Consider the following 19,708-nt stretch of genomic DNA (forward strand, 5'->3'; position numbering starts at 1 on the left):
ATGAACCCCGCCGAGATCCCGTCCTATTTCTGGGGCCTCGCCACCCTTGGCCTCTGCCTGCTGATCTTTCCCAAACTCAGGCCGGCCAACCCGCTGCATCGGCTGATCGTCAGCGGCGCCGCGATCGGATCGATCCTGATCTACATGACATGGCGCATGGTCGCCACGCTCGACCTGGACACGCCCGGTTCCGCCCTGCTTTCGGTGGGCTTCTTCATGCTGGAGGTCTGCTCCACCCTGGGCGGGGTGCTGGTGCTGGTCGTGCTGACGCGGCGGCGCGACCGACTGAAGGACGTCAGCGGCAACATACGCTGGCTGCATGTCAACAGGCCCAGCGCCGCGATCTTCATCTGCACCTGTAATGAAGATGTCGGGATTCTCGACCGCACGATTACCGGCGCCCTCAACCAGAATTATCCGGCGAAGGTCTTCCTGCTGGATGACGGCAGGCGGCCGGAGGTGGAGGCGCTGTGCCGCCGTCGCGACGTGGAATGGCTGACGCGGCCGGATAATGCTCATGCCAAGGCCGGCAATATGAACGCAGGCCTGGCGACACTGGCCGCGCGTGGCGAGATGCCGGATTTCATCGCCATATTGGATGCGGATTTCGTCGCCCTGCCCAATTTCATGTCGCATTGCGTGGCCCTGTTCCAGGACCCGACCGTGGGGGTGGTCCAGACACCGCAGCATTTCTTCAACCCCGATCCGCTGCAACACAGGATCAAGGGGCATCTGGACCTGCCCGACGAACAGCGCTTCTTCTTCGACACCTTGCTGCCGGCCAAGGACGGATGGGGCACCGCCTTTTCCTGCGGGACGTCGTCCGTCGTCCGCACCGCCGCGCTTGCCGAGATCGGCGGATTCCCTACCGACAGCATTACCGAAGACATGCTGCTGTCGATCCGCATGAAAGAGCATGGCTTCGTCACCGCCTATCTGAACGAAAAGCTCAGCCTTGGCCTCGCGCCGGAAGGGATCGGCGAATATTGCACCCAGCGCATCCGCTGGTGCATCGGCGCGATGCAGATCATGCGCAGCGCCGACGGCCTGTTCTCGCGCAAGGGTCTGGGCTGGATCGACAGGATGAGCCTGCTGGAAACCCTGCTCTACTGGATGGGCAGCTTTCCCTTCCGCCTCGCCTGCCTGCTGGTGCCGATCCTCTACTGGATGACGGGCCTCACCATCATGGATGCGCCGATCGGCGAGCTTGCGACATTCCTGCTGCCCCGCATCCTGGTGGAAGCCTTCGCCATCAGCTGGTATTCCAACGGCCGGATACTCCCGCTTCTGACCGACACGTCCCAGTTGCTGGTCGCGCCGGAGATCGTGGCCGCATCCTGCCACACCCTGCTGTTCCCCGGGGAGCGGCCGTTCAAGGTGACCAACAAGGGGGGCGACCGTTCCCGGACGGTGATCCACTGGAAATTGCTGTCGCGCTTTGCGGTCGTGCTTCTGCTGACCGTGGGCGGGATGCTGTTCGGCTATGGCTCGCCACTGGCGCCGACCTTCTTCTCGGACCAGAAGGGCATCGTGGCGTTCTGGAGCATGTACAACGTCCTCGTCTGCATCATCGCCATCATCGTCTGTGTCGAAACGCCGCGAAGGGCGGAAGAGCGGGCTCCCATCAGCGGAACGGCGCTTTTCAGCGCGGGGGACAGCGCCACACCGGTCCGGCTGCTCGACATTTCGTCGAGCGGCGTGGCCTTCGCCAATGAAGGCGGCTGGCGCATAGGCGACAGGGGCACGATTTCCATCAGGGAACTGGGCGAGGTTCCGGCGATCGTCGCGCGCATCACGGATCGCGTCGTGGGGGCCAAGATCCTCCTTTCGCCCCAGCAGCAGGTGGCGCTCACGCATTTCCAGTTCGCCGGCGACCGCATGCGCACGCCGGACGTATCGACGCTCGGCAGCGTCCTGGCCCTGATCAGAGGTCTTGCGCTGAACTGAGCGGAGGACCGCTTCCGGCAAAACCATTCGAACCCGCGGGCAGCAAGGGTGCAACCTCCGGCAAGGCCCGTCTTCGTTTGCGTCTCTCTTCCCTTCCCGAAACGGAACATCGCTGCTGCGCGACGGTTTGCTTGCGAGATCATCGGAGGCAAATCGATGAAGTCCGGCCGCCAGACTGCAAAATTGCTGAAGGTCATCGCGGTCCTGACAGGCGCTGTCGGCACGGCCAATCTGATCGGCGGCATCTGGCTCGCCTCATTGGGCGGCAGCCCCTTCTATGCGGCCGCGGGATTGACGATGCTGGCCAGCGCCTTTCTGCTCTGGAAGCGGCGCGCGGCCGCCCTGCATCTGTTCGCGGCGCTCGTCCTCGCCACGATGGCCTGGGCCTGGGCGGAAATCGGCGTGGACTGGTGGCCGCTCGTTCCGCGCGGCGACCTGATCTTCCTCTTCGGCCTGCTGCTGATCCTGCCATGGACCGTGCGGCGCCTTGCGCCGGCTGGGGGATGGGTGCGAAACGCCGGCCCCCTGGCGGTGGCGCTGGCGATCGCCGGCATCTTCGGCCTGGCCGCGCTGATGCGCGACGTCCACAATCTCGACGGCACGCTTCCTGGCCCGCGCAGCACGATCGCGGCGGAGCCGAACGCAATGCCCGATGATGACTGGCAAGCCTATGCCCGAAGCTGGCGTGGCGACAAATTCTCGCCCCTGACCCAGCTCACGCCCGCCAATGTCGGCAAGCTGGAGGTGGCGTGGCAATTGCGGACGGGCGATCTCAAGCGCTCGGGCGATCCGGGCGAGACGACCTATGAAATGACCCCGATCAAGGTCGACGACACCGTCTATCTCTGCACGCCGCATAATCGGGTGATCGCTGTCGACGCGGAGACGGGCAGGGAGCGCTGGAGGTTCGATCCGCTGATCAGGACTTCGGCAAGGAACATGCAGCATCTCACCTGCCGCGGCCTTTCCTATTGGGATTCATCGCGCGCGGGGGCGAGCGCCGCCGACTGTCCCCGGCGCATATTCCTCGCCACGAACGACAGCCGCCTGATTGCGCTGGACCCGCGCACGGGCGCGCCGTGCCGCAGCTTCGGACGCGCCGGGACCGTCAGCCTGCTCCCGGGGCAACCTCATTATAATGGCGGCTGGTATCAGGTGACGTCCGCGCCCCTTGTCGCGCATGGCCTGGTCGTGACCGGCGGCGCGGTTTACGACAATATCTCCACCGACGTGCCCTCGGGCGTCATCCGTGCCTATGACGCGCTCACGGGCCGACTGGTCTGGAATTTCGATCCGGGCAATCCGGACAGCACCGCCCCGCTGGGCGCGGGCCGGCACTACACGCCCTCCTCCCCCAACAGCTGGAGCACGCCGGCCGCTGACGAGGCGCTGGGCCTGATCTACCTGCCGATGGGGATGGGCGCTGTCGACCAATGGGGCGGCAGGCGGCCCGCGACGACCGAACGGTTCGCCACTTCGGTCCTGGCGCTGGACATCGTGACCGGAAGGCCGCGCTGGGTGTTCCAGACGGTCCATCACGACCTGTGGGACATGGACGTCCCGGCCCAGCCGGCGCTGGTCGATCTGGACCTGCCCGGCCGCGGCCGGGTGCCGGCGCTGGTGCAGTCGACCAAGACCGGCAATCTCTTCGTCCTGGACCGCCGGAACGGCAAGCCCCTGTTCCCGGTGGAGGAGCGCCCCGTCCCGGGCGGCGCAGCGCCGGGCGACCGCCTGTCGCCCACCCAGCCCTTTTCCGCCATATCCCTGATGCCCGCCCCGGCGCGAGAAAGCGACATGTGGGGCGCAACCATGCTCGACCAGCTTTATTGCCGCATCCGGTTCAAGTCGCTCGACTATAAGGGGCCCTTCACGCCGCCCTCATTGCGGGGGACGCTGGTGTTCCCGGGAAATTTCGGCGTGATGGACTGGGGCGGCATTTCGATAGACCCGATCCGCCAGGTCGCATTCGCCCATCCAAACTATGTCGCTTTCGTGGACAGGCTCATCCCCCGCGCGGAAATGGAGGACCAAGGCGTACGGGGGCCGGCGGGCGGCTCCGACCGGCGCGGATCGGACGAGCAGGGGTACAATCCCAATGCGGGCGCCCCCTTCGCGGTCGACATGAACCCCTTCCTGTCCTTCGCAGGCCTGCCCTGCCAGTCACCGCCATGGGGCTATGTCGCGGGCATCGACCTGCGGTCCGGCAGGAAGGTCTGGGAACATAAGAACGGCACGATCCGCGACGAAACCTTCCTGCCTATCCCGTTCAAACTGGGCGTTCCATCGCTGGGCGGTCCGATGTCGACGGCAGGGGGGCTCACCTTCATGGCGGCGGCGATCGACAATTATCTGCGCGCCTATGACACGCGCACCGGCAAGGTGCTGTGGCGTGCCCGTCTTCCGGCCGGGGGACAGGCGACGCCGATGTCCTATCGGTCGAGGGCGAGCGGGCGGCAGTTCGTGATCGTCGTTGCAGGCGGGCATGGCTCCCTCGGCACGAAGCTGGGCGATCATGTCATCGCCTATGCTTTGCCCAGACAGCCTTAGTTCCCCGGCTCGCTACGTCAGCGGGCGCGCCGGGGCCCTGCCCGCCATGCCGCCAGCGGATCAGATCGGCGCTGGCGGGGACGGCAGCTTCCGAACGGCGCCCAGATAGTCCCGCTTCCCCAGGGGAACGCCGTTCGTCCGGAGAATGTCGTAGGCCGTGGAGGCATGGAAATAAAAGTTGGGCTGGGAGAAGCTGAGCAGGAAATCCTTGCCCAGGAAATCCCAGCGCAGCTTGTCACCGATGGTGAATGTCATCGGCCTGTCGCTCAAGCTTTCCACATCGGCAACTTGAAGTGCGCCAAGGGCGTCGGCCGCTTCCATCACCCTGGCGTTCAATTCCTCGAAACTGGCCGGTGGCGCCGCGATGTCAGGCGAGAAATTCCCGCGCTGAACGCCATGGATCGCGCCGATGGAATGGATTGCACAGCTTTTCACCTGATAGGCGAAGTCCAACATGTCGGGAGCGAGTCTGGCATGAAGCAGCCGTTCCGGGGGGAGAGACTGCGCATCGCAATAGGACTTCGCTTTCACAACCAGTCTCGACACAGACTCCAAAATCTGAAGGCACCCCGGTACGAAGGCGTCGTAAAGCGTCATCATGGATCCTGAACCTTTTGACTGGCCACCGAATGGACCGGCAATGGCCGATCTGGCCAGGATCGGCAACCGCATCCTTCCCGGCAGCGTTCCACAAGGACTGGAGCGCCCGTGGACGATCGATCGCACCGGATGGGGAGCCCGGGGTTGAATCTCTGGAAGAGGCACCCGTCATCGTCGGGCGTGGATCAACCGATCAAAGCAACCCTTATCGGGCACAGCTAGCCCATAGGGAGCAGGCGGAACGATTTGCCGGAATTCAGCGACTTGAGGGATAATATGGCGGAGAGGGAGGAAACCAAACATTCTGCACAAACCTCTATTTTCATTTAATAATAAAATCGCGTTTCTGCAAGATGCCCCCTCAAATGCCCCCACATTTCTGGATTGAGCGAAGAGGTGCCTTGCCCACCAGAGCCGACGCAAGTCACCCCCTCCAGCGCATGGTCAAACATAGCCAGGCATGGCGCCAACAAACAACCGCCCGTCTACGCCTACGCGCCGCCGCATTCCTTGGCATTGGCCAAAAGTATGTAATTGACTTCGACAATAGGTAAAGATGTTTCCGATTCCGTCATGCCACTGTATGTTGCAGCGCGATGGCGTTATTGGAGGGGACGATGCGACTTGCCGGTCTTTCACTTGCCTGCGCTTTCATCGGCCTGTTGTGCTCCGGAGCCGCCGATGAACCGACTAGCTGGGAGGGCGAGTTAAGCGAAAATCTTGTCAAGGGTCAGCCCGCGACCGCGCTTATTCCCAACGGGAACGGAGATGTTCGGACCGTTCATTACGTGAATGTCAATGGCCTAGCGGTCTCGGGCGGAGACATGGTGCTGGGACGGCATGAACAACTGCAGGTCATCAGCAGGCTGTCATTCATGATGCTGGCGAGCAAAGTTGAGGCTTCCGCCTTGTCGCCGGAGCTGCAAGCGTCCGTCAAGAAGATCGACAAGTCTGCACTCAGCACCCAGTTCGACGCGCAGATCAAGTTCTTCGGGTTCGGGATCGCCAACCGCGCCTGGCCGACCCGCACCATACCCTATCGCATCGACGCGAGCATCACCGATGCGGCGCTCAAGAACGCGATTGGCGAGGGGATTGCACGCTGGAACGCCACCGGCGTCGTCTCATTCGTCAATGAGGCTGCGGCGAGCCCGTCGCTCAGGGCGAAGACGCATAGCCTCGTCTTCCTCGATGACGTCGGCAGCGGGTTCAGCTGCCAGGCGCGCGTCGGTTATGCCCCCGCGGCCGCGGACCAGAACGTCTGGCTGAATCCAGGCTGCCAGGCGGGAAACATCCAGCATGAGATCGGGCATAGCCTGGGGCTCTACCATGAGCATATGCGCGACGACCGAACCGACTATGTCACCATCGCCGCCGCCATCCCCAAATCGGACCCTAACTTCGGCATCGGCGTCGGAACCTTCTATACGAGCTACGATCTGTGCTCGATCATGCACTATCCGGAGAGCAGCAAGCTGCAGCTGACGGCCGTCGGTAAGGCCGGGCTGGCGACATGCCAGAAGTCTCTCCCCGATCAGAAAGCGGAGTGCGTAAATCTGGGGCAGCGCTGCCAATTGAGCCCGTCCGACCTCGCGTCGGTGCGCGCGCGCTTCAAGGATACTCCACAAACCTAACCGCGGCTGCGCGGTGCTTCGCACAACAGGGGGAGAAGAACATGAAACAGTGGAAGTACCTGGCCATAGCCACGCTGCTGCTTACCGGCTGCAGCTCCGGCGGCACCGATACGGCCGCAAACTCGGCGGCGACCGAAGAAATGCCGGCGAACGAACTCGCCGATACGGCCGCCGACGCGACGACGGCCGATGTCGCCGCCGAGACGGCGAACTGGGTGCTCCAGCGCGCGAGCATGTCCGGCGCGTGCCATGTCAAGCTCGAGCCCGCGAAACCCGAGCTCGGCGCGGTGATCGCCAAGAAGCCCACGCGCGCCGAAATCTGCGCCGAGGCCAAGGCGCGCCATGCCGACGATGCCGCCGACACAGGCAAATGCTTTGCCTACACCGCAGGCGCCATCGCCGAGTGCGCGAAGGAAAAGATCACTCTGCCCTAGCCGGGCGCTTGCTCAGACCGGCAGCGACACCACGATCGGTTCGGGCAGATAGATGAGTGCTCCGTCACGGGCCTCCTTCTTGGCGGCTAGGCTGTTGGCGTGCGCGGTGGCGAGGCTGACGCGGACGGCCAGACGATCCTCGCTTGGGCCGGGCGGCAGGTCAAGCCGCATCGACCAGCGGGTGCAGCCGGCCGTGACGCCCGGATGGCGGTCATTGCCGTAGCCAAGCTCGGTTCGGACGCCCGGCGCCAAGTTGTTGGTGGCGATCCGCCGACCCTGCGACCCGCGCACCGGCATCGGCCGGCTGCCCGCATCATCCAGCCGCTCGAGCTCGGCGACGATCAGCGGCGTGCTGACGCTGTGTTCAATATCCTGGCCGGTCACGCCCGTCAGTTCGCTGGTCATTGGTGCGCGCCCGACATAGGCCGGCCCCATGGCGGCGACTTCGATGCCGTTCGCCGTGCGCGTAGCGGTGAATGTCCACGGCTGATGAAGAACGAAAGCGTCTGCCGCGACCGGCTCAGAAAGCTGGATGCCGGGCAATGCATGCGGCTGGTAGCGGGCTACGCTGAGCTTGAGCGTGACGCGAAAAGCCGCGACCTGCGCGAATTCGATGTCGCAGTACCAGCGGCCCGCGCCGCTATGGAATTGCGGTGTGAGCAGAGCCAGCTTGACGTCGTGCGGCTCTGGCGGCGCCCCAGGGGGCCGCCCGCCTGGACCTGGGACGACGGCGTCGACAATCCTCGCGTTGCGAATCTGCGACGGGTCGAGGTAGCTTGGATCGATCCCTTCAGTGTCGGCCGGCCGTAGCACCTGCGACGGCTTCATCGTCATGTCGCCGCCCCAACGGCTCAGTTGAGAAAGTAGCCAGTCTGGAGGACGCTGGGCACGTTCCCGGCAGACGATGGCGAGCTGCTCGCCCTCCCCGGAAGCGAACCAGTCGTCGCCCAGCCATAGCCGATAGCAATGCGACAAGGCCTTGCCGGACCCGCCCGCCGCGTCCCCGCCGGCGACGGCGGTTAGCCGACGCTGGTAGATCGACCCTTGATCCTTCATCAGCTTGGGCGGAGGCGGCCGTCGGGTCGCGGCGAGCCAGACCATCGCGGTACCCGGTAGCGGAGAGCTATCGCCCCAAACGAGCGTGGCAATCCGTCCGTCGCTAAGCGCCGCCACCGTATCGGCTCGCGAGGCACTGGCAATCGTGCTTCGCTCGCTGTCGCCTTCCGGCGCCGGCGAGGCGAAGCGCGAGCGCGCCAGCAGCCGCACCAAAAGTCGCCTTGCCTTATAGCACTGAAACTCGGCCGCCAGGCTGCGACGCCGCCCTCCCTCGTCCGTCACCAGGCTGAGCAGGTTGGCGCGCCGCGTATAATCGGCCGGAGTCTCACCGGAGGTAGCCGGCACGGCCGCGACTTGGTCGATCGTGAACAGCCGCCCGCTATCGGGCTCTGGGCGATAGTTCCACAATCCAAGCTGGTCGATCTCATCGAAGTCTTCGGCATTCGTGCTGCGCTGGCGCACGCGGGCGGGATCGTCCTCCAGCCAGAAGGCCTCCGCCCAGAGCGCGCCGGTGGTCTTACGATCGATTAGGAGCGTCCCCCAGCTGAACAGCGAATCTGCGTTGGCCGCGTCCACGTGAGTCGCCTCGCCGGCGACCGCGGCCCACGCTTCGGCGCTCTGCGCATGGACGCACCCAAACGCGCGGAACGACGGCACGCGCAAGGGAAGCGGCGCGACCTGCTCGATCCGAAACCGCATTACGTCATGCAGCACGCCGATGCGCCGATGGGTGCGCAGCTCTCTCCAAAGCGCGTCCGCCGCCGAGAAGCCGACATCGCCGGGCGTGGCCGGATCGGCGTCGCCCGCTCCCAAGGTCAATTTGGCGGTGCTGCTGACGGCGTTTCGCGCCATTGCGTTGGCGAGCAGATGCTCGCTCGTCCGGTTGAGCCAAAGCTCGAGATCGAACGTGTCGCCGGCGCCGACGTGGACGCGCAAGAGCGGCACCGTCAGCTTCCTGCCCGAATCGCTAATCTCAGTTTCCCCCGGCTCGATGCGGCTGAGTTCACCAGGCCTTGCGCCGACAACCTCAAGCAGGACAGGGCGCACCGCTTCGGGACGGAATCCCCCCAAAGAATTGGCCGGCGCGGCCGGATCTTCCGGCCAGAACGCCACCTCTCCGGTGCCGGCAGTGGGATCGATCGCGAAATGCGTGGTGGCCTTGGTCGGCACCAGCCGGGCGGCGAGGAACTTGAGGCTGTTGTCGACGAAATAGGGAGCCGCCGGTGGCGTCGTGGCAGGCGCCTGCAGCTTGAACCTCAGTGCCGCAGCGTGCCGATCGGAATGGCTGGCGACCGCGCCGATCGCGCTGCCGCTCGAGCGTTTCGGGAACTCGCCGGTGTTGGCATCGCGCACCAGCATCCCATAGCAGCCGAAGGTTGCCGCATGTTCGGCCCGCGCCTGCGCCATGGGCTCAGTTTCTCCAAGCCGCATAGGCATAGGATCGAATTGGCCCTGCTGCTCGGCGAGGTCGAAGCCGATCCGCGGCACCACCAAGTAGCGCGACATCCGCTGGTCCTGCGCGACCAGCATCGTCTCGCTTGCCGGCTGATCGTCCCCAAGCTCGGCTACGTTGAGAACCTGGTCGTCTGCGACCAGCACGACGGGAACCGGCGCCTTCTCGACGGGCGCGAACAAATAGCCGCGTGCGTCTGATCGGTCTCCGACCGAATATCGGGGAGCGAGCGCCTCGCTACGCCTGACGTCAACGCTCGAGCCGTTGAGCTTGCGCGCGCGCAGCATGTACCGGTAGCGCCCTGCGACGCGAAGAATCGGCCCGGGCACCGAAGTCGGCGCCATATCGTAGCGAATCGTTACCGGCAGCTGATGCGCCGGCGGCGGACTTTCCGTATCTCTGCGGTCATGCGCAAGCGCGGGCAAGCCGATATTGTCGCCGGACCAGCAGAGCAGCTGCTCCGAGACGATCAGGTTCTTCTCGATCGCGCCCGCCTCGTCCTTGGTGAACCAGCTGCGAGCGCCGGGTGCGATATACCCTTCGTCGCGCGCTTCAGTGGCCGCATAAAGATATGTCTGTCGGTCGGAGACGCTGTCGATCCGACTGTATCGAAGCTTCCTAGCGCCGGCAGGGAACGCTTTCCCGTCCGGCGCCACGACGTCGAGCCTGTAGCCGTCGACCAAATCTTCGGCATAATAGAGATGGGTCGGCTGGCGCTTCTCGGCCCTGCGATCTTCGGCCACCTTGAACGGCACGATCGCCTCCAGATCGAGCAACATCAGACCGCGCGTTCGCAGGCCCGGCTCCTCGTAGACCGCCTGGGCGGCTGGCAAGCCCTTGCGGCTCGCGCCGACGGCGACCTGCAGGCTACGGCGCAGTGAGGCGATGCTCGCCAGCGCGTCGATCACCTCGAGCCGGAAGCGCGGCTTGTGACCGTCCTCGCCGGGCGATTTGCCGTTGAGCCCGATCGAAAGCTGGACGACGCCGCGATAAAGCGGGAGCGATGGGACCAGCGCTGCCGACGGATGGCCTCCAAACTCGGCTTCCGGCGCCGGTTCGAACAGCGGGCCGCTGGCGTCGGTGAGCAGCTGAAAAGCTGTCGCGCTCCGCCGCGTCGACTGACCGCGCCCGACCACCGTCACGGCTACCACCCCTGCCCGGGCCGTCACCAGCTCGGCAGGAACTGCCGCGAGCGGAACGAAGACGTCGACGATGAGCTTCACAAACTTGCGCAAGGTTGGATGCGCCTGAAACGCCGCCACATGCCGCGCCGCGACCTGTTTCGGCGTCTCGATGTTGGGGTCGGGAGCCTGCACCGCACCCCGCTCGGCGTCGGTCTGCATTGCCTGGTCGTAAGCGGCCAGCGCGACGCGGACCGGGTCGGCTTCCGGCTCGGGGGCGGCGTCGCCGGCCGCCTGCGCGTCATCCAAGGGTGTCGGTTGCGCGGGCGCGACGGACCTTCCGAACCGCGTTTCGTCGTAGCGCACGTCGAACAGCCGCGCGAGCTGCCCGTTGGGCGTGACATCGTGAGCGGTTTCGGGCTCGATCGGAGCGAACGGCGCCCAGCTGGCGGCGGCTCCGGCGCCGTCCGCCGCTATCGTGCCGTCATTGGCGCGCGCCGCGCGGATCGCTTTGGTGGACGCCGTCAGGCGCTCTTCCAGCACCCGCATCAGCGCGGCGGTCTGCGTGCCGGCGCCAAGTCCGAAGTCGCTGCCGGCTTGGCGGGCTCCGGCGAGCGCCGCATCGATCCCGTCGCCCACCGGTAAGTCGTAGAACACGCTGCGCTGCATCAACCCTTCCGCGTCGGCAAGCAGCACCGTCGGATCATTAGGGTTTTCAAGTCGCGCTAGGGCGATCGCCGAGAGCGCCGAGGTATCGAACAAGGATCCGGCCTCGGCGGCGGCGCCGCGCGCCTTGTCGCGATGATAGGCGGCCGACAGCAAGCCTACCTCGACGCCGGTCTCGAAACGTGTTCTCGCGAGCTCGGCGATCTGGGCGTATCCATAGGCACCGACCTTTGCGGAGACCGGTGTCGCTCCTAGCAACTCGTAATAAGCATCGCGAATGTCATCGTCTTGCCAGGTATCGGTCCAGAAGTCCTTCGCCGCTTCGGAGACCTTTTCCGTCGCTTCCGGCGGATCGAACTCAAAGCGTGCGCCCTTGACCGGCTTCAGGGTCTCAACGGTTGCCCCGAGCTGAAGCTCGAACGCGAGCGTGGGGATCTCGCTTGGCCAATCCTTGAGCTCGATGGCGCCGGCGGCGTCGGGATGCGGCGTCAGCACGACGCTCACTCGCAGCATCTGGCCCGCCGCCGGCCCTACCACGCCGTCGGGGATTGCGGTGCATTCGACGTTGACGGGTTCGGTCATGCGACTGGCCACGACGGAGTGAAATGACTGCGATATTCGCGCCACTCCCGCCGCTTGTCGGGAGCATCGATTTCATAGGAGTCGTCGCGCGGAAACTGCGGCACCTCGCCCGAGGCACCCCCGCCTTTGAACGAATAGAGGGCCGGGACCGAATAGTCGAACTCGGCGAAGCCGACCTTGAAGGTGAACGTGAATGTGGCCGATCCCTTCATCGAAGAGCCGTCCGATACGATCTTCACCTCAAGGTTCACGCTGATCCCGAAGCAGGCGATTTGCCCTTCGCCGACCGCATGGACGAAACCTTCAAGCCGCTGGGTGCCGTCGCTGCGCAGGAACAGGTAGATGCCGGTGCTGACCTTGCCGCGGCCATCAAGTGGACCGAATTTGATCGCTGTCGCGGCGCCGAATTCGAGCATTATCTCGAATGCGAGGATGCGGTCGGCCGCGGCGGTAAGGGCGACGAATCCTCCGCCATAATAGCAGGGCGCGATGATGATCCCGAACGGCCGATTGCGGCTGGCGAAGGCGAAGCGGAATTGAGCCGGGCTGCCGTCGAACGGCAGCAGGACGGCAATCTCCAGCGCTACGTCGAGAACGGTTAGCGCGCCGACCGACAGAATTGGTGCGGCGAAGCTATAGCCGATAAGAACGCCGGGCGGAGAAAAGCTAGGCCGGATCGCGAACCCGCCCTTTCCGCCGACCAGCTCCATGATCGCCTCGAGAAACTTGAGCTGCGTGCCGATCTGAACGTCGTCGATCGTGGTCGAGAAGCGCGGCGATTGACCGGGCAGAACCGTGAATTCTGTGTCCTTGAGGCCGATCGTTATCAAATCGGTGGCCTTGCCCAGCAGCTGGATCGCGAACGGACGGACCGATCCCTTAACGGTGACTTTGCGGTCCTTGGGATTGAGTAAGTCGATCTGGATTTCAGTGTCGATGCTGAGGTCCGCCGACTTGCCGTCGGTGGACGGCTCGCCATCGGCCTTGGTGTTAGGCAGGAAAACAGGATCGGCCGGCGGGAACGGCTTTAGGCTCGCGGTCCATACATAACGCATCGTCACACGGGAGGGGATCAACCGGCGAACCGCGTCCTCGACTGCGCGCCGCACCTCGGCCAGATCGAACAAGGCGCCGATCTGGCCGCGCGCGACCGCCTCGAACAATTCAGCCACGGTCCGCGTGGCAGCGACGAGGCCCGGCTCCTCGTTACTCCAGCGCGTGAGCAGAACGCTCGCCTCCTGGGGATAGGTCGGGATCCGCGCCAGTGCAGCTTGGTCTCGCACCACCGCGTCGCGCGCCAGCCTGAGCCGCTCGAGCAGCGGACCGGTCAGCATCAGCAGCAGGTCGGGCCCGGTTTCGAGCAGCGCGACGGCCGCGGTGGCCTGATCGGCGACCAGCTTGTGGACATTGAGCAACGGCGCGCACACCGCGCCGGCAAGCTGGGCGACCATCGGCTTAACGGAATCCAGCACCGCGCCCTCAAGTGCCGTCAGATCGGTGGCGGTTGCCAACAGCCGTCGCTCGATGGCCGCCAGCTCGGTCGCCGTAGCGACAATGCCGGCGCCGAGCTCGTCGCTGATATGGTCGAGCCGCAGCTTGGAGACGCTGGATAGCCTGGCATCGAGATCGCTGCCAATTGCCAGCACCTGGGCAGCCGCTTCATTGACTCTTGCGCGCGCGCGCTTGCCCAGCTTGTCGAGACGCTGGCCGAGCTCGGTACCGCCGATCCTGGCGGCGGTCAGCCTGGCGAGCGTGAGGCGCACCGCGAGGATGATGAACTCGCGGCGAATGGATTTGACCGCCGACCGCGCATCCGCCCAAAGATCGGCGCTGATCAGCAGCAGCGCGCTCTCGACGAGACGCAGCTGGTCGACGCAATCCTTGACCGAAGCCAGGGTCGCGAGGCGCAGGCGCGCCAGCTCGGCTATCGCCGTCGGTATCCGCCCCGGCGTCGAGCACCATTGAGCCAGGTCCTTAAACTCGGCGCCTTTCTTCTGAACCGCCGCGATATTCGCGCCGACATTTTGAATGGCCAACCGCAAGGCGGCGGCGGCCTCGCGCGCCGCTCGCACCTCAGGGGTGGGATCTGCACCCGGCAGGTCGAGCAGCGGCAGCTGCGCCCGGATGAAGCTGAACGCCGAATTGACCTGTGCGGCACTCGGTAGAGCGTCGGTCGCCAGCGTCGCGATCTCGACGATGGGCGCGGCAGCTCCGGCGCACAGCGCGGCTGCCTCGGCGCTGGCCGCGGCGACGAGCGATTGGATCGAAGCTAGCGCGCCGAGCACGCGCTCGAGCAGTTCGCGCGCGAGATTCGCGATCCGCTCGATCGCCTTGCGTTCGCCGGCGGCGATCGTATCGACGAGCCGCCGCGCATCTCCGATAAGTCGCAGCAGCGGCAGCGTGAGCGCGTCGGCGAGCGGCGCGGTCAACGTGGCCTGCGAGATCACCTCCGGATGCGCAAGGAGCGCGTCGACGAGCTTTTGCAGATCGGCGCGCGTGGGCGGCTTCGCGATCGTCGTCTCGGGCGGGAGTGGAGGCCGCAGCGGACCGAACAAGGCGTCGAACATCCACTCGTTGACGAGCTTGCCGGCGGCGTCGAAGCAAGCGTCTAGAGCGGCCCTGACCCATGGCTCCACTTGTGTGGTCACGAACGCGTCGATGGCTTTGCGGACGGCCTCCTGGAGCGCACCAAGAAGGCCGTTTTCCAGCGCGTCAATCAATTGCCGAACCTGGCTGATGATGCCGCGGATCGGCTCGGGCGTGGGGTTGGCGATGACCGCATCGACCGTGCCCCGCAATCGCCGCCACCGCTCGCTAAGGGCGGAGGCATGCTCGGGCAGACGACTGAGATCGGTCGTCGAGGCGCCGATTAAGACGGCCTTGAGCGCTTCAAGGTCCCCGCTGAGATCGGGATAGAAGCGATCTAGATTGGGATGGCGGTCGGCGGCGGTAGGCTTGACCGGCTTGAAGCCCGCATTTTCCGAGGACAGGAAATCGAACAGCGCGGCATCGGCCTTGTCCAGCGCGGCTTCGATCGCCTTGGCGGCTAGGCGGCACGCTTCTTGAAGCACCTTGAGCACGGCCGCGGCGCCGCCCTCAGCCGAAGCGACCGCATATTCGTAGACCTCGGTCAGCTTGGGCTGCGCCGCCATCGTTGCGGCCATCACCACGTCGCGGAATTTGAGGATCCCGAGAAGCTTGCCGTCGGGCAGGAAGCTAGCCGGCTCGAAACGATCCTCAAGAGCGGGCTTGAAGTCGAACGGTATGTCGGCGCCGACCGGTGGCGGCATCCAGGCGTCGGCCTTGACGGCCGGAGCGGCATCCGCGACAGCGCGGTCGGGCGGCTTTCGAACCGGCTCGGCGCCCACGATCGCATTGGCGCGGCTGATGCCCGCCAGTGGTGTGGGAGTCTGAGCGACGCCGCCGGACTTCTCTCCACGCGCCGAAAGGTCCATCACCCCGCCGCGGTCCAGGAAGCCGAGATAGAGCTCTCCGGGATTGGCCTTTACGTTGAAGCCATTGCGTACATAATGCGGCACATAGCCGACCCGCTTTAGCCCCTGCGGCTCCCCGACTAGCCGGTCCAGCGGCGGGATCCGGATCGAGGCTTCGACCATTACCGGATAGAGCGGGGGCTCGTCCGCGCCTTCCATGAAGGCGTCCATGTGGAACGCCGCGTCGATGTCTGCCTCACTCGGCGCCGGGGGCGCCGCTGGGCGTGGGGCGGGTGGCGGCGGTACTTCGATCGTGCGGCTACGTGCTCTGAGGATGATATGGTCGGTCTCGAAACTCGTATCGCCGGCCTTGGCGGGCGGGGCGAAGATCGTCCGGCCGCCGTGGTGGCGCTCGGTGCGCAGATTGATCGGCGCCAAATTGTTGTAATAATCCATGATCGCCCGGATGGTCGGTGGATGATGGACGGCGGCGTTGTCGACGAACAGCAGCGGGACCGAACGCCTGACGCCGGTATCGTCCGCCTCGAAGTCGAACTGGATGACCGATCCGTCGATCCGCTTGCACGGCCAGAAAACCCGGCCGGCCGGCTTGCGTTCAGCTCCGGCCTCGCCCGAGCAACCGTTACTGACGGCTTTCGGCTCCTTAGGCAGCAACGCCGAAAGATCGTCCGGTGGCTCCATCCGCGACTGGTCGAGCTCGGGGCTGATGCCGTTGATGAGCCGCGCGTGCCGGACCGGGATATCGAGGCCGGCATAGGGCTGATAGATGCCCGGAAAGGTCTTCTCGACCGGTTTCGGCAGGATGAAAAAGCGCTGGATGGCGGGCATCATCGCGCCCATCCCGGAAATTTCGCGGCCCTCGCGCTCGGTGATTTTTACCAGCGAGACCCGAAATCCGTACGGCAGTAGGAAGCCCTTGTAGACCACCTCCACGAACATATCCGCGCCGAGGCTCGTGCGGTGGACATATTTCTCGACCGAGAAGGCGCGATTGAAGAAAGGCGCCTTCGAATAAGGCGCTGCGGGCTCGCCTTGCCAGAGGGCGTCAAGATCGGCCCCATAGCCCGTCAGGCGGGCATTGAAGCGAGTGAAGGGTGCCGGCAGCATGACGCCTTCCTGCGCGACGCCGGGGGCGTCGGGGTCGGGCGGCGGGCCGCCGGGAGTCGGCGGCGGCGTCTCGGGCTTGTTGCTGATATAGGAGAAAGTCGCTTTCGGGCGTCTTACAAGGCTGTAGGGCACGTCCTGGCCGCTCAGCGTGACCGCCCGCAGCGCGCCTAAGCCGAGGCCCGAGCTCAGCAGCATCACTTCGCCCCGGTCGCGCGCATTAACGGACGTCTCGAAAGGGGCGTCGTCGCCGAGCGAAGCGTTGACCCCGCAAGTCGTGTCTAGGATCGCGCGCGGATCGAAGCCGGTTGACCAGACCGCCCGCACCCGCGCCGGTTCGGCGAGGGCGCCTTCGGCGACCGGGACCGGCATCAGTTCGAGCTGAGCGGTCCACAGCGGACCGGTTTCGCTCGGCCGCCGGCGCGGCACTCGGAAACGGGCACGCCCATCGGGTGCGAATTGCAGGCCGGTGACGAGCTCGAGCGCTGTGACCGTTGGTCCGGGCTCCTTGAGCGAGTCGATCACCCGGCCCCGGGCGGCGGCCTGGTCCATGGCAGGTGTGATGCCGAGCCGGGTCAACTGGTCGTCGAGCGGGAGATTGGCCCATTCGGCGCGTGCAGGCGCGGCCAAAGCGAGATTTCGCCAATCGGTGAGGGCCGCCACGGTCAGGGGCAGGCCGGGCGCCGCCGCATCCGGTTTGAAGACGATCCAGCTCGGCCCCGAGGCGCGGGTTCGGGCGAGCAAGGTCTGCTCGCCTCCTGTGCCATAAGGGGCCGATTTGCCGAGCTCGCGCGCCGGCGACTTGGCCGTCGCAGCCCCGGTAAGCAGGCCGGCCGCAGCCGCCCTCACTTTCTCCAAGAGAGCTATCGGGTCCTGGAAGACTTCCTCCTGAAGATGTTGGGGATGGAAGCGGACCGCGCGTTGCGCCGCTGGTCCCGGCACGATAAGCGCGCCCTCCCGCCCGATTTTCAGTCGGTAATCGTGGAACTGAAAGCCTATATCCAGCGCATCCTCGTGGCGCCGCACCCGCAGCACTGGCCCGTCCCGATCGAGAGCCAAAGCCCCTGGGAAATTCAGCGTCACGTCGAGACCGCTCGCCCTGCCCAGCGAGATCATGCTGGCCTGACGACCTCCGTTGTCGGCGCCGGGAATTCCGATCACCAGATCGGCAATCGCCCCGCCCACTTCGGTTTCGCGCCAAAGGATCGCCGACCGATCAAGCCCCATATTGTCGACGCGGCGCACGCGGAAATCGACGTCGTAGCGCGCGCTGTCGGTGCCCCGCGCGTGCACGCCGATCAGCTCGATTGGCAAGGCGATACCGGGCTGGCGATTGAACTCCGGGAAAAATTCCTCACCGACGCCGCCAATGACGACTGCGGAAAATTCCTCGGTCTCGATCATCTGCGGCGTCAGCGGCAGGCGCATGGAAAGGCCCCTGCGCCAGTCCACCACTTGGACGAATTCGGCCTGCTCGACGAGGATCGTCCGCGGGTCGCGCCTGTCGCCGACGATCAGCCGTCCCGCTGCGCATATCCACCGCCAGGCGACATAGAAGCGATCGGCGGCGCGATCTTTGACTATGTCCGCGTGGATAATCGGCTGGTCCGGCAGCAGCCGCAGCCCGACACCGGAGACAAAGCCAAGCGCCCAGCCGTCGGCAACGTCGTCGAGGGTGACGAAGGTGAGTGAGGCGCGCACCTTGAGCTCAGCCTTGGGAGCGGTGTCAGTGAGCAGCTTGGAAATATTCTCGGCCAGCCGAGGATTGGGGTTGGGCCCCGCGGCGCCGGGCTCGTCAAAGACCGCGACCGCCACGGTCTTCGCGCTGCCCGACGTGGAGCCGAGCTTGAAACGGACGCCCGGCGAGGATAGCTCGACCGAGAGCGGCCAGCGCAGGCGGCCGACCAGCGGCGTGTCCCTGAGCTCCAGCGCGCTGTTCCTCGGCTCGACCTCCGCCAGCCGCGAGCACGTGATCGGAACGGACGCGCCGTTAAACCAGTCGGTGAGGCTGACCCAATCCAGCTGCTTGCCTTCATAGCGCCAGCCCAGGCCCCACACGCCGGTCCGCTGGCTGATGTCGATCTGGAAATTTGCTGGAATGTTGGTCCCGGCGTAGCGGCCGCTTACTGTCGCACGCGTGGACGAGCGGCGCCGGACGAGACGGCCGTGCGTACTATCTGCCTCGGCGACGACCCAATCGGCGTCGATCCTCCAGAATTTTGCTGCGCCCCCGCTGACCCACCTCAGTATAAGATCGCGACCGTCTTGCTCGAACGCCGGAGCCTCCTCCTGCCCGTTGGCTGACGCAGGCAACAGCAGCGCCGTGGCACTTGAACTGCCCAAGAAAGCGCGCCGCGTGATCGACAGCCAACCGCTGGCAGTCGGATCAAGATCTCCCCTTTTCATAAGAAACCCCTCCTCGACGGACGGGAATACTACCCCGATTTCGGCAACTGGTGACGGCGCCTCAGCCGTTCGCTGCAATCAAACGTTGAATATAGGCCATCGGCAGCTCGGTCCGGCCGCGAGCAGGTACTTTAAGCCCCCGCGGCTTGAGCAAGTTGGCAATATCTATTGCGAACGACATGCAGTCGTTCTCGGCGAGCTTGTACAATTCCGCTACTTCATCGGTAGGACGGCCGATTCCCATTTTCGCCAACGGATTGGAAGTGCGGGCAATAGCCGCCTCATAATCCTCTTTATTCACCTTCGCCGACAGGCACCGCTCGCGAATCGAAGTGTAGCGTTCTTCCGCAAGGTGCCCGGGAACGCTGTCCCCAAAGTAGCTCCAGGCGGCCGCCGCGCTACCTGTGCCCGCACCTACAGTGTGCCCAATTGAAAGGAACTTGCGAGGTCCTCCGGGCGGAAGATGGCTGTAGGCCACAAACATATGACCCGGCACCTTCGAATCAGGAGACGGTCTCGCACAGAAGGAGACCTCGTAAATACCTGTCGATTCGGTCCTTGTGCTTAGGTCGATCGTTTTGGCCGTCAGCGGAGATGCAATAGTTAGGAGAAGTGCAAGAATCGCTATTCGCATAACCGCCCTCCACGCTAGAATCGTAGCTAATAATAGATTGAGAGAGAGCTCAAGCCCTTTTAGCGATCT

8 protein-coding genes are annotated in these 19,708 nt (G+C 65.1%); 4 read left to right on the plus strand and 4 right to left on the minus strand.

Annotated elements, in window-relative coordinates:
• Complete coding sequence (locus EWH10_RS07175; protein WP_065846978.1) at window positions 1-1,947, plus strand: glycosyltransferase; 1,947 nt, start codon at window positions 1-3, stop codon at window positions 1,945-1,947.
• Between the two features lie 156 nt (window positions 1,948-2,103).
• Complete coding sequence (locus tag EWH10_RS07180) at window positions 2,104-4,494, plus strand: membrane-bound PQQ-dependent dehydrogenase, glucose/quinate/shikimate family (protein ID WP_065846979.1); 2,391 nt, start codon at window positions 2,104-2,106, stop codon at window positions 4,492-4,494.
• Window positions 4,495-4,554: 60 nt separating this feature from the next.
• Here EWH10_RS07180 and EWH10_RS07185 read toward each other — a convergent pair whose 3' ends face one another.
• Entirely contained in the window at window positions 4,555-5,160 is a 606-nt protein-coding gene (locus tag EWH10_RS07185) for a DUF1993 domain-containing protein (RefSeq protein WP_226870340.1), read from the minus strand.
• Window positions 5,161-5,711: 551 nt separating this feature from the next.
• Between EWH10_RS07185 and EWH10_RS07190 the strand changes: the two genes are divergently transcribed.
• Entirely contained in the window at window positions 5,712-6,728 is a 1,017-nt protein-coding gene (locus tag EWH10_RS07190; RefSeq protein WP_165363333.1) for a M12 family metallopeptidase, read from the plus strand.
• A gap of 41 nt (window positions 6,729-6,769) precedes the next feature.
• Window positions 6,770-7,162, plus strand: a complete 393-nt coding sequence (locus EWH10_RS07195) for a hypothetical protein (protein ID WP_130029866.1) — start codon at window positions 6,770-6,772, stop codon at window positions 7,160-7,162.
• A 12-nt stretch (window positions 7,163-7,174) separates the two neighbouring features.
• Here the strand turns inward: EWH10_RS07195 and EWH10_RS07200 are convergent, their stop codons facing one another.
• From EWH10_RS07200 to EWH10_RS07210, 3 genes are all read right to left on the minus strand, one after another.
• Window positions 7,175-12,040 (minus strand): hypothetical protein, encoded by a 4,866-nt coding sequence (locus EWH10_RS07200; protein WP_130029867.1) that lies wholly within the window; start codon window positions 12,038-12,040, stop codon window positions 7,175-7,177.
• Window positions 12,037-19,005 carry a hypothetical protein gene (locus tag EWH10_RS07205; protein WP_130029868.1) on the minus strand — a complete coding sequence of 2,323 codons (6,969 nt, stop codon included), beginning with the start codon at window positions 19,003-19,005 and terminating at the stop codon, window positions 12,037-12,039. The genes EWH10_RS07200 and EWH10_RS07205 overlap by 4 nt, the downstream gene beginning before the upstream one ends.
• Window positions 19,006-19,066: 61 nt before the next feature.
• A complete protein-coding gene (locus EWH10_RS07210) occupies window positions 19,067-19,489 on the minus strand; it encodes a hypothetical protein (protein ID WP_130029869.1) in 423 nt (140 codons plus the stop codon).
• Between the last annotated feature and the right edge of the window lie 219 nt (window positions 19,490-19,708).

The sequence above is a fragment of the Sphingobium fuliginis genome (genome assembly GCF_004152845.1).
Lineage (GTDB): Bacteria > Pseudomonadota > Alphaproteobacteria > Sphingomonadales > Sphingomonadaceae > Sphingobium > Sphingobium fuliginis.

Excerpts from the sequence above, each read along its gene's own strand:
- EWH10_RS07175 (WP_065846978.1), top strand. The coding sequence starts at position 1 with ATGAACCCCGCCGAGATCCCGTCCTATTTCTGGGGCCTCGCCACCCTT.
- EWH10_RS07180 (WP_065846979.1), top strand. The coding sequence starts at position 2,104 with ATGAAGTCCGGCCGCCAGACTGCAAAATTGCTGAAGGTCATCGCGGTC.
- EWH10_RS07190 (WP_165363333.1), top strand. The coding sequence starts at position 5,712 with ATGCGACTTGCCGGTCTTTCACTTGCCTGCGCTTTCATCGGCCTGTTG.
- EWH10_RS07195 (WP_130029866.1), top strand. The coding sequence starts at position 6,770 with ATGAAACAGTGGAAGTACCTGGCCATAGCCACGCTGCTGCTTACCGGC.
- EWH10_RS07200 (WP_130029867.1), bottom strand. The coding sequence starts at position 12,040 with ATGACCGAACCCGTCAACGTCGAATGCACCGCAATCCCCGACGGCGTG.
- EWH10_RS07205 (WP_130029868.1), bottom strand. The coding sequence starts at position 19,005 with ATGAAAAGGGGAGATCTTGATCCGACTGCCAGCGGTTGGCTGTCGATC.
- EWH10_RS07210 (WP_130029869.1), bottom strand. The coding sequence starts at position 19,489 with ATGTTTGTGGCCTACAGCCATCTTCCGCCCGGAGGACCTCGCAAGTTC.